The 12,450-nt window shown below is 62.1% G+C and carries 7 protein-coding genes; 3 read left to right on the plus strand and 4 right to left on the minus strand.

The window, feature by feature from the left end; genetic code table 11:
* Positions 1-23: 23 nt before the first annotated feature.
* The 4 genes from hemA to RHSP_RS01510 all read right to left on the minus strand — a co-directional run bounded on the left by hemA (position 24) and on the right by RHSP_RS01510 (position 5,183).
* Positions 24-1,235, minus strand: a complete 1,212-nt coding sequence (gene hemA / locus RHSP_RS01495) for a 5-aminolevulinate synthase (RefSeq protein ID WP_037148927.1) — start codon at positions 1,233-1,235, stop codon at positions 24-26.
* 220 nt (positions 1,236-1,455) lie between these two features.
* Positions 1,456-2,250 carry an FAD binding domain-containing protein gene (locus tag RHSP_RS01500; RefSeq protein WP_004107808.1) on the minus strand — a complete coding sequence of 265 codons (795 nt, stop codon included), beginning with the start codon at positions 2,248-2,250 and terminating at the stop codon, positions 1,456-1,458.
* Between the two features lie 15 nt (positions 2,251-2,265).
* A complete protein-coding gene (locus RHSP_RS01505; protein ID WP_037148930.1) occupies positions 2,266-4,611 on the minus strand; it encodes a xanthine dehydrogenase family protein molybdopterin-binding subunit in 2,346 nt (781 codons plus the stop codon).
* A gap of 83 nt (positions 4,612-4,694) precedes the next feature.
* Entirely contained in the window at positions 4,695-5,183 is a 489-nt protein-coding gene (locus RHSP_RS01510) for a (2Fe-2S)-binding protein (protein ID WP_004107810.1), read from the minus strand.
* A 298-nt stretch (positions 5,184-5,481) separates the two neighbouring features.
* On the opposite strand from RHSP_RS01510, the gene RHSP_RS01515 reads away from it, so the two are divergent.
* From RHSP_RS01515 to RHSP_RS01525, 3 genes are all read left to right on the plus strand, one after another.
* Positions 5,482-5,781, plus strand: a complete 300-nt coding sequence (locus RHSP_RS01515; RefSeq protein WP_037148932.1) for a glycine zipper domain-containing protein — start codon at positions 5,482-5,484, stop codon at positions 5,779-5,781.
* A gap of 320 nt (positions 5,782-6,101) precedes the next feature.
* Positions 6,102-8,027: an autotransporter assembly complex protein TamA gene (locus RHSP_RS01520; RefSeq protein WP_004107814.1), complete on the plus strand. Its 1,926-nt coding sequence runs from the start codon at positions 6,102-6,104 to the stop codon at positions 8,025-8,027.
* Between the two features lie 65 nt (positions 8,028-8,092).
* Entirely contained in the window at positions 8,093-12,280 is a 4,188-nt protein-coding gene (locus RHSP_RS01525) for a translocation/assembly module TamB domain-containing protein (RefSeq protein ID WP_004107815.1), read from the plus strand.
* The last annotated feature ends 170 nt before the right edge of the window (positions 12,281-12,450 follow it).

Here is a 12,450-nt window from a genome sequence, read left to right on the forward strand (position 1 = left end):
CCGCAATGATGATGCGGATCTCGTTACGCGACGGCCCTTGCCAGCGCACAGCGTGACCACAGGGCGTGCAGCGCACCGACCAGCTGTTCGATATCGCCATCCGAATGCAGCGGCGTCGGCGTGATGCGCAGGCGCTCGGTCTTCTTCGGCACAGTCGGATAGTTGATCGGCTGGACATAGACGCCAGCGTCAAGCAACAGGTCGGAAATCCATTTGCACTTGGCCGCATCGCCGACCATGACCGGCACGACGTGGCTCGGGTTCGGCATATGCGGAATACCGGCAGCATCAAGCTGGGCGCGCAGCTTGCGCACGCGATCCTGATGGCGCATGCGTTCGAACTGGCTGACCTTCAGATGCTGGATGGAGGCGACGGCACCGGCAGCCAAGGCCGGCGGCAGCGACGTCGTGAAGATGAAGCCGGAGGCGAAGGACCGGACGAAATCGCAAAGCGCGCTCGAAGCAGCGATATAGCCGCCCATGACGCCGAACGCCTTGCCGAGCGTGCCTTCGATGACGGTCAGACGATCCATCAGGCCTTCGCGCTCGGCAATGCCACCGCCGCGCGGGCCGTACATGCCGACGGCATGCACTTCGTCGAGATAGGTCATCGCGCCATACTTGTCGGCGAGATCGCAGATTTCCTTGATGGGAGCGATGTCGCCATCCATGGAATAGACGGATTCGAAAGCGATGAGCTTCGGCGCCTTGGGATCGGCAGCCTTCAGCTTGGCTTCGAGATCGTGCAGGTCGTTATGCTTCCAGATGACCTTGTCGCACTTCGCATAGCGGATGCCTTCGATCATCGATGCATGGTTGAGCGCATCCGAGAAAATGATGAGGCCGGGAATGCGCGCGCCGAGAGTGCCGAGCGTCGCCCAGTTGGAGACGTAGCCGGAGGTGAAGATCAGCGCGGCTTCCTTGCCGTGCAGATCGGCAAGTTCCTGCTCGAGCAGAACATGGTAGTGGTTGGTGCCAGAAATATTCCGGGTGCCTCCCGCACCCGCGCCACAGTGATCGATCGCTTGCTTCATCGCCTCGATCACGTTCGGATGCTGGCCCATGCCGAGATAGTCGTTGGAGCACCAGACGGTCACTTCCTGCGGGCCATTGGGCGTATGCCGGATTGCGCGGGGGAAATTGCCACGGCGGCGTTCGAGATCCGCGAAGATCCGGTAGCGGCCCTCATCGTGAAGACCTTCCAGCTCGCCCTTAAAAAATGCTTCGAAATCCATCATCTGCTCCAGTACCGTGCAACCGTTTTCGAGAATGCCGGTTCACACGTCAACCCCTCTGCATTGCTTTCGCGCCCGCTGCGGCAAATGGCCCCTAATTTTGAACAGTTCCAGACAAGAATAGTGATTCACGTCAATTTGACAATCGAAACCGCGCGCGAAGCGAAAAAGCCGGAGCGGCGGCTTCGAGCCGCCGCTCCGGTATCATTTCATGGTGAGTCTATGCGGCAGCCACGGCGCGCTTCGCCATGACCTTGATCAAATTGGCGCGATATTCGGCCGTGGCATGCAGATCGGACAGCAGCGCCGATGAATCCACAGTTACGGCCGCAACGGCAGCCTGCGACCAATTCGCCGCAAGCGCCTGCTCCATATCCGTCTGACGGAATACGCCGTCTGCTCCCGCGCCGGTAACGGCAACGCGCACGCCGCCGGCACTCTTGGCGACGAAGACCCCCGTCATCGCATAGCGCGAGGCCGGATTGGGAAACTTGGCATATCCGGCCTTTTCCGGCGCGTCGAAGGCGATCGAAGTGATCAGCTCGGCACCTTCCAGCGCCGTCTCGAACAGGCCCCGGAAGAAATCGTCAGCCGCGATCTGGCGCCGGTCGGTGACGATGGTGGCATTCAGCGCCAGCATCGCCGATGGATAATCCGCCGCCGGATCGTTGTTGGCGACGGAGCCGCCGATCGTGCCCATATGCCGGACATGCGGATCGCCGATCATGCCGGCAAGCTCGCAGAGCGCCGGACAGACCGCGCGGATGGCGGCCGAAGAGGCGACCTCCGCATGGGTGGTCGCCGCTCCGATGGTGACCCTGCGGCCATCGACGCGGATCCCCTTGAGCGAGGGGATATGCCTCAGATCGACGAGATCGCTCGGCGATGCCAGGCGCTGCTTCATGGTGGCAATCAGCGTCATGCCGCCGGAGACGTATTTGCCCTCGTCCGCGTTCGACAGGAGCTTTACGGCTTCGTCGACCGAGGAGGCGCGATGGTAATTCGTTGCGTACATTGTCCTATCCTCCTCTCAGCCAGCCGCCCGTGCCGCTTCCCACACCTTGAGCGGGGTCGCCGGCATGGTCAGCGCGTTGTTGCCGATGGCATCGGTGATGGCGTTGATCAGCGCCGGCGGCGAGCCGATGGCACCCGCCTCGCCGCATCCCTTGATCCCAAGCGGGTTGTTCGGACACGGCGTATTCTGGTGCGAAAGCTGGAAGGACGGCAGATCGTCGGCGCGGGGCATGGTGTAATCCATGAAGCTCGCCGTCAGAAGCTGGCCGCTCTCGTCGTAATGCACGCCTTCCAGCAACGCCTGGCCGATGCCCTGCGCGATGCCGCCATGCACCTGCCCTTCGACGATCATCGGGTTGATGATATTGCCGAAGTCGTCGGCCGCGACGAACTGCACGATCTCGGTTTTGCCGGTTTCCGGATCCACCTCGACTTCGCAGATGTAGCAGCCGGCCGGGAAGGTGAAGTTGGCCGGATCGTAGAAGGCGGTTTCCTTGAGGCCCGGCTCCATACCGGCAGGCAGGTTATGCGCCGTATAGGAAGCGAGCGCCACCTGGAACCATGGCAGGGATTTGTCGGTGCCCGCCACCTTCACTTCGCCGTTCTCGATGACGATATCGCTTTCGTCGGCCTCCATCAGATGCGCGGCGATCTTCTTCGCCTTCGCCTCCACCTTGTCGAGCGCCTTGACGACGGCGGACATGCCGACGGCGCCCGAGCGGGAACCATAGGTGCCCATGCCCATCTGCACCTTGTCGGTATCGCCGTGGACAATGGACACGCTGTCGATCGGCACGCCGAGCCGGTCGGCGACGAGTTGCGCAAAAGTCGTCTCATGCCCCTGCCCGTGGCTGTGCGAGCCGGTGAGCACTTCGATGGTTCCGACCGCATTCACCCGCACCTCGGCCGATTCCCACAGGCCAACGCCGGCACCGAGAGACCCGACCGCCTGCGACGGCGCGATGCCGCACGCCTCGATATAGCAGCTCATGCCGATGCCGCGCTTCATGCCGCGGGCGGCAGCCTCCGCCTTGCGGGCAGCAAAACCGCTCCAGTCCGCCTGCTGCATGGCGGCATTGAGCGAAGCCTCGTAGTCGCCGGCATCATAGTTCATGATGACGGGCGTCTGGTGGGGGAAGGAGCGGATGAAGTTGATCCGGCGGAGTTCCGCCGGCGAGACACCGAGTTCGCGCGCAGCCGTCTCCACCGTGCGCTCCAGAAGATAGGTCGCTTCCGGACGCCCTGCCCCGCGATAAGCATCGACGGGCACGGTATTGGTATAGACCGTACGGACATTGGCGTGGATCGCCGGAATGTCATATTGGCCCGACAGCAGCGTCGCATAGAGATAGGTCGGCACCGCCGAGGAGAAGAGCGACATATAGGCGCCGAGATTGGCGATGGTGTCGACTTTGAGCGCCGTGATGCGGTTTTGCGCGTCGAAGGCCATCTTCACCTTGGAGAGATGATCGCGGCCATGCGCATCCGTCAGGAAGGCTTCGGTGCGATCAGCCGTCCATTTGACCGGCACCCCGGTCTTCTTCGACGCCCACAGGCAGACGATTTCCTCCGGGTAGATATAGATCTTCGAGCCGAAGCCGCCGCCGACATCGGGCGCAATGACGCGCAGCTTGTTTTCCGGCGCGACATTGTAGAAGGCGCTCATGACGAGCCGGGCCACATGCGGGTTCTGGCTGGTCGTGTAGCAGGTATAATGGTCTTCGGCCGCATCGTAGATGCCGAGCGTGGCGCGCGGCTCCATGGCGTTCGGCGAAAGCCGGTTGTTATGGATCTCGATCTCGGTGACGTGTGCGGCTTCGGCGATCGCCTTGTCGGTCGCCGCCGCATCGCCAAGCTCCCAGTCGAAGATCAGATTGTTTGCCGCTTCCGGATGGATCTGCGGCGCGCCTGCTTTCAGCGCATCCACCGCCTCGACGACGGCAGGCAGCTCCTCATAATCGACCGCGACGGCCTCGGCCGCATCACGTGCCTCGCCGAGACTATCGGCAACGACGATGGCGACGGCATCGCCAACATAACGAACGGTGTCGACCGCCAGCGGCCGCCAAGCGCCCATATTCATCGGCGACCCATCCTTGGAATGGATCATCCAGCCGCAGATTATGTTGCCGATGCCATCGGCCAGCAACTGCTTGCCCTCGAGCACGCCGATCACGCCCGGCATGGAGAGTGCCGCCGATGCATCGATACCCTTGATCTTCGCATGTGCATGCGGGCTGCGAACGAAATAGGCGTATTTCATTCCCGGCGTCACCATGTCGTCGGTGTAGCGCCCCTTGCCTGTCAGAAATCGCTTGTCTTCCTTGCGCGCCACGCGCGCGCCAATGCCTTCCACGCCCATCACATCCTCCCATCGGGGTTGCGGGCCTGGCACCACGCCAAGACGACGATCATTGGCGTTCGCCAGACGGTCTCGGTGAAACTCTATTCGGCCGCTTGGCTCGCGGCGTTCATCTCGGCATTGGCCGCCAGCACCGCCTTGACGATGTTGTGATAGCCGGTGCACCGACAGATATTGCCTTCAAGCTCGCTGCGCACCGTCTTTTCGTCCAATGCCCCGCCATGACGATTGATCATGTCGACAGCTGTCATCACCATGCCCGGCGTGCAGAAGCCGCATTGCAGGCCATGATGCTCCTTGAAGGCGGCTTGAACGGGGTGCAGCTCGCCATTGGCGGCCAGACCCTCGATGGTTGTGATCTTGGAGCCGGAAGCCTGAACGGCCAGGATGGAACAGCTCTTCACCGACTTGCCATCCATATGAATGACACAAGTGCCGCACTGGCTGGTGTCACAGCCGACATGCGTTCCGGTCAGGCCGAGTTTTTCTCTGATGAAATGGACAAGCAGCGTGCGTTCTTCACACTCGCCGCTGACCGGACGGCCATTCACCGTCAAAGTCACTTTTGCCATATTTTCCTCCTTGCCTCTCCTCCAGAGGCAGAAGGCATCATTTGACTTTTTTGTAGTCCAATCAACCTCTACTTTAGCGGCGCGGCAGATTTTCTATGCCGTGCCGGCCGTTTTATTGTCCGAATACGAGGCCAGCTTTAACCAGGAGCAAAAAAACTGTTCGCGCCCGATGGACAATCATATTTTGCACGATATTTTTTCGTAGTTGCAGGACTGAAAAGACAGCCCATCGTGGTGGAGCTGAAGAATAGGGACGACGTTGGCCGGGGTTCGGCTTAACTAACGTTGGAGAGAGTAAATGAAAAAAATTCTTATGCTCGCATTGGTCGGCTTGTCTATCGCAAGCTGCACGCCGACCGAACAGGGCGCAGGCATCGGCGCAGCGTCCGGCGCCATCATCGGTGGCGCTGTCACCGGTAACGTGCGCGGCGCAGCAGTCGGCGCAGCGATCGGCGGCGTCTCCGGCGCGGTTATCGGCAGCGTCCAGGAGCAGCCCGGCCAGTGCTACTACCGCGACCGTTACGGCCGTCGCTACATCGACGATTGCCCGCGCGGCGGCTATCGTGGTGGCTACGGCGGCGGATACGGCGGCTACTGATCGATCCCTGTTTCAGACATCGAAGTCCCGGACCGCAAGTCCGGGACTTTTTGATTCCGGCTGCCGAAAAATTCCCGGTTGAGCTGCAACTACGTCAAATGCAGGCGCAGCGGCAACACCTTTATGCATTGCCCGACAGCAGGCCGGAGAGGCCGGAAACCCACGGAAAATCTATCAATTTCCACCCGTAGTGGTCATCTTTTCCAGGTTTTTGACTCCAAAACGGTACACCTCAGGCACTTTTGCCTCTATGGTGGCCGCGCGTTAACCTGGGGGAAACGTCAAGCTGAGTAAGTTCTCATGTAACCGTAAAGCGGCGTATGCATAAAAGAACTGAACCGAAGAAGAGTATTGCGTATCGGCAGGCAGGAACCGTGGCAGCGGTTGCGGCGACGATCGCGCTCGGTCCGGTGTGCGCCGGAAATGCCTTTGCTTTCAAGCTCTTCGGAATAAAGCTCTGGGGTGAAGACGAAGCGACGGATCAGGTGTCCGATCCCGTGCGCTATACGGTCGATTTCAAGGCGGACAATCTCGACAAGGACCTGAAGGAAGCCCTGGAGCGGAGCTCCATGCTGGTTTCCGACAAGGACAAGCCCGTATCCGGCGACCTCGGCGTTGTCGTGAAGGCGCGCGACGATCGCGACCGGCTGATCGCCGCCCTCTATGAAAAGGCACGCTACGGCGGCGTAGTGACCATCACCGTCAACGGCACGGCTCTCGACGCATTGCCGCCGACGCCCACCTTCGGCCGCTCCAAACCTGTCGCCGTTGCCATCAGCGTCGAACCAGGCCCGCTCTTCAAGCTCGGCAGGGTCACCCTGCTCGGCGATGCCAGCAGGCTGGATCCCACCCGTTATGGATTGGCGCATGGCGGAGATGCCGGCTCCCTGAACATTCTCAAGGCGGCTGACAAGATGGTTGCCGACTTCAAGAATGAAGGGCATCCGCTTGCCAGGCTCGACAAGCGCGACGTCGTTGCCGACCACGCGACGAATACGGTCGATGTCTCGCTCAAGGTCGAAAGCGGCCCGGTGGCGCCTTTCGGCAATGTCGGCGTTACCGGCCAGAAATCGGTCGATCCGGATTTCATCAAGCGCTATGCCCGCATCAATGAAGGCAAGCCCTACTCGCCCGACGAATTGAAGAAGGCGTCGGACCGCCTGCGAAAACTCGGCGTCTTCTCCAGCGTCACCATCCGCGAGGCCGACAAGCTGGCCCCGGATGGCAGCATCCCGACGACCATCGAAGTATCCGAGGGCAAACAGCGCTTCCTCGGCGTCGGCGCGCAATATTCCACCATCGACGGCTTCGGCCTGCAGGGCTATTGGGGGCATCGCAATCTGACGGGACGCGCCGATACGCTGCGCATCGAAGGATCGGTATCGCGCATCGGCGAGACCGCCGATATCGGCCAGCTCGATTATACCGCCGGCATTACCTACGTCCGGCCGGCAACGTTCTACCCGTCGGCGACCTTCACCGCCGGCCTCAAGATGCAGAGCCTGCACCCGGACGCCTATGATGCCAATACGGTGACGGCGAGCGGCGGCCTTGCCTATGAAATCAACGATCAGGACACGGTCTCCGCCGGCGGCGAGGTCTCCTATGAAGCCGACACGACCGACGCCTTCGGAAAACAGAAATATCTGACCGTCGCGATCCCGCTCGAATATGTCCGCGACACGCGCGACAACAAGCTGGATCCCACCGAAGGCTTTCGCGCCTCCATCAGCGCCAAGCCGAGCTACGAGACCATGGGCGGCACGGTGTTCAGTTCCTTCGAGGGTTCGATCACCGGCTATAAGGGCATAGGCGCCAACAACAATGTCGTCTTCGCCGGCAAGCTTGCTGCCGGCTCGCTATTGGGCGCGAACAGCGTCCAGGATATTCCCGCCACCCGGCGCTTCTATGCCGGCGGCGGCGGATCGGTTCGCGGCTATGGCTATCAGGAGATCACGCCCTATAATTCCAAGGGGGATGCGCTCGGCGGACGTTCCTACGTGACGGCGTCGCTGGAGGCGCGCGTGAAGATCACCGATACGATCGGTATCGTACCCTTCATCGATGCGGGCAGCGTCACCGACAGCGCCTTGCCCGACGCCTCAGATCTGCGCATCGGCGCCGGCGTCGGCCTGCGCTACGCCACTCCGTTCGGCCCGATCAGGCTTGATGTCGCCGTTCCGTTGAACAAGTACAACAACGGCACGGCCTATGGTATCTATGCCGGCATCGGCCAGGCCTTCTGACAAACCGCCGAGTCGTCGCGGGCATTTCAGCACACGGTTACAAAATTGGGGCTACTGTTGCTTTCATGAGCATATTGATTCGAATTCTCGGGAAACTGGTGCGCTGGATCGCCTATGCGGTCGTGGCGATCCTTTTGCTCGTGATCGCGGCAGTGCTCGTCGTCGGCATGGTGCCCTCTGCAACGAGCTATGCCGTCAACCAGGTGGCCAAGCTCGCCTCGACGCCGGACCGCACCATCACCATCACCGCACCCTCCGGCCTGCTGAACGGCAATCTGAGGGTCGGCTCCATCACCGTTTCCGACACGAAAGGCATCTACGCCAAGGTGCAGAACCTTGCCGTCGACTGGTCTCCCCTGTCTCTGCTGACGGCTACCTTCCATGCAGAACGCGCTGCAGCCGATGTGATCGATTTCCAGCGCCTGCCGGTTTCGACGGCGGCACCCAGGCAGGAAACGCAGGCAGCAAGCAGCAGCGGCGGCTTTTCGCTACCCATCGCCATCACGATCGACGCGATCGCCCTGCCCGATCTCCGCGTCGGTCAGGCTGTGGCAGGCCAGGACTTTGCTCTGACTGCCGACGGCAGCGTCAAGGCAAACAGCGGCAGCATGGGCCTCACGCTCGATGCCAGCCGCCACGATGTGCCCGATGCCAAGCTCTCCGCCGATGTCGCCTTCGCGCCGGGCGAAAACCAGCTGAAGCTGAAGACGCGGATTTCCGAGCCGCGCAACGGGATGCTCGCCAGCCTCCTGCATCTGCCGGGTGGCCCGGCCATCAACATCGACCTTTCCGGCGAGGGCCCTCTCTCCAACTGGGCCGGTAAGCTGCAGGCTGCACTCGACGGCAAGCCGACGGTGGCGATCAGCGGCCATCACAGTCTCTCGGCCGATGGCCTGCACCACATTGACGTCAAGGGCGGCGGCAATGTCGACTCGCTGCTGCCCCCGACCATGCGCCCTCTCTTCGCCGGCCAGACGACCATCGACGTTTCGGCAACTTTCGACGGCAAGGGCAAGATCGACATTCAGACCGGCAATCTCGCCACGGGCAGCGCCGTCCTTGCCGCATCGGGCACGCTCGATCCTGCCGGCAATAACAGCCTCAATGCCAATCTCCTCGGCACATCGGGCCCTGTCGACTTCCGTTGGCCGATGGAGAATGGTGAGGTCCGCGCCCTGATTCCGCGGGTCGATATCGCGCTGACCGGCGCAGCCCAATCGGTGAAGATCGACGCGAAGGCAGCCTTTGACAGCATCAGCACACCGCAGGGCCAGATTGGCCAGGTCAATCTCAGCGCCAGAAGCGATGCCTTCAACCTCGCTGGCATGTCCGGCCCGTTGCAGCTCCGCCTCGTCGTCGGTCAAACGGCTTTCACGAGCGCCGATCTCAATCGCCTGATCCGGGCACCGATTGCCTTGACGGCGCCGTTGCAGCTCTCGCCCGATACGATCGGCTTCAACAACACGACGCTGGAAAGCGCCAGTATCGGCGGCACTGTCAACGGCAAGTACACGCTGTCGTCGAAGGCGCTGACGGGCAATTTCAAGCTGTTTGCCCTGCCCGGCGTGCTGCCCGACGGCATATCGGACAAGTTCGAGGGAACCATCTCGCTGGAGGGTCAGGTCGCCGGCACCGTGCCGACCAAGATGACGCTCTCCAAGCTCGCCGTGAAATCCAACGTCGCCGAGATCAGCGGCAATGTCGCGCTGAACGCCCAGACGTTGACGTCGGATCTTTCCGGCAAGCTGCTCGATCTCTCCAAGCTCATCCCGAATGCGCAGGGGCAGGCCGATATCGGCCTCAAGACGAAGGGCGAGCTCACCGCGCTCGGCATCGACGCGACGGCCAAAGCCGTCAACGTCAAGCTGGCGGGGCGGTTGCTGGATACGCTCGATATCGGCGTGACCGGAATCGCAGATCCCAAGGCCCCGCAGGCTAACATCCAGGCGAGCGGCGCGATCGACGGCAAGCCGATCCGCATCGCCGCCGATGCCGTTTCCAAGGATGGCCGCACGAGCATCCCATCGCTGTCAGCCGAAATCGGCACCAACAAGCTGCAAGGCAAGCTGGACCTTTCGCCGAGCTTCGAGCCCACGGGCGCGATGAGCTTCAACCTGCCCGACCTCAGCCTGCTCGCGGCTCTTGCCGGCCAAAAGGCGGAGGGCGACCTCAAAGGCTCGCTCGATGTCACAAGCGCCAACGGCAAGATCGAGCTCAAGGTCAATGCCGGTGGCAGCGGCATCCGTCGCGACGATCTGGTGATCAGCAAGCCGGTCGTGGCGCTCTCGGTCGACGATCTCAAGGCCTTCTCGGCAAACGGCAGCATCCGCGCCGACACCATCGCCTCGGGCGCCAACCGCATCGCCGATCTCGCTTTGACCTTCACCCAGCAGGGCAGCCGCACGGATTTCGATCTGAAGTCGGCCTATGACAATGCGCCGCTGACGGCGCGCGGCAGCGTCGAGACGGCTGGCGGCCAGACCACCGTCAGCCTCGACGCCTTCGCCGGCGCACCGCGGACGATACCGGTGAAGCTCGCCGCTCCCACAAAGATCGTCATCAAGGACGGTGCCGCCTCGCTGAACGGCTTGACCCTTCAGACGGGCGGCGGCTCCGTCACCGTCGATGGTTCTGCCGGTCAAGCCCTGAACATCAATGCCAGGATTGCCAACCTGCCGGCAAACCTTGCCAATGTCTTCACGCCGACGCTGGCAGCCGAAGGCGTCATCTCCGGCACGGTGACAGTCACCGGCAAGGCTACGTCTCCCGTCGTGGCGTTCCAGACCAACTGGTCGGGCGCGGCCACCAGCCAGACGAAATCCGCCGGCCTTGCGCCGCTCGGCATCAAGGCGGACGGCAAGTTCGCCGACAACGTCGTCACCATCAATACAAACCTGACCGGCCAGAGCGGCTTGGCGCTCAATGGCGGCGGCACGGTCGCGATTGCCGGCAGCAAGGCCATGGCGCTGAAGTTCTCAGGCAATCTGCCGTTCGACGCCCTTTCCGGCCAGCTTGCCGCGCAGGGACTTGTCATGACGGGGACCGCCAGGATCGACATGCAGATCGGCGGCACCACGGCAGCACCCGCCATTACCGGCTCGATTTCCACCGACGGCGCCAAGCTTGTCGACGTTCGCCGCAACCTGACGCTCAACGGCCTCGCCGTGACCGTAACGCTTGATGGCAAGCAGGCCGTCATTTCGCGGCTGAGCGGCAATCTGACCAGCGGCGGCAGCATATCGGGCAGCGGCACGGTCGGCATTGCCCCGGACAGCGGCTTCCCGGCAGACATCCAGGTGAAGTTCAACAACGCAACCTATATCGACGGCACTTTGGTGACGGCGACCGTCAACGGCACGCTCGGCGTCAAGGGGCCGCTGCTGACCGCGCCGATGCTGACAGGCAACCTCAGAATCAACAAGGCGTCGATCACCGTGCCTGAAAAGCTGCCGGCGTCGCTTTCCGAGATCAATATCAAGCACAAGAATGCGTCCGCCGCGGTCAATGCCCAGTTCAAGGATCAGAAGCCGGAAGGACCCCGAAGCAAGTCGACAACCCTTGGCATCGACCTGCAGCTTGACGCTCCCTCGCAGATTTTCGTGCGTGGCCGCGGCATCGACGCCGAACTCGGCGGCAGCATTACGGTGCGCGGCACGGCTGCTGAGCCGATCGTATCCGGCGGCTTCACCATGCGCCGCGGGCGCCTGACCATCCTCAGCCGCCGGCTGGATTTCACCGACACCAGCAAGATCACCTTCGGCGGAGACCTGACGCCCGCCCTCAACATGGAAGCGACATCGACGGCGGGCTCCACCACCGTCACCGTCGATGTCACCGGCCTCGCCACCGATCCGCAGATCGGCTTCTCCTCCTCGCCCGCCCTGCCGCAGGACGAAGTCCTGGCGCAGCTGATCTTCGGCCAGTCCATGTCGAAACTATCCGCCATGCAGATCGCCCAGCTCGCCGATGCCGCAAGCCAGCTGGCGGGCGGCCGCTCCACCTCGCTGTTCGAGGGCCTGCGCAGCCATCTCGGCGTCGACGATCTGGATATTTCGACCGACTCGAACGGTCAGGCGCAAGTCGGTGCCGGCAAGTACATCAACAAGCGCACCTACATCGAGCTGCAGCAAGGCGCCTCCAACAACACCAAGGCGATCATCAATCTCGATGTCGGGCGCGGCGTGAAGCTGCGCGGTGCAGCCGGATCGGACGGCGCAGGCGAAGCCGGCATCGTCTATGAACATGAGTATTGAGTTGCAAAATCCGTTCTGCTGAACGGACAGCAGGATATTGGACTCGGTCACGCTGATATCAGCTGATCGGCCTGAGCCGGCGGAGCGTTTCGTTGAGCGGCAAGGTCGTCCACATGTTTGCCGTTCTGGCAATTTGGATTGAGCAATCTGTCGAAAGACCATCAAAATTC

This window comes from Rhizobium freirei PRF 81 (genome assembly GCF_000359745.1).
Classification (GTDB): Bacteria; Pseudomonadota; Alphaproteobacteria; order Rhizobiales; family Rhizobiaceae; genus Rhizobium; species Rhizobium freirei.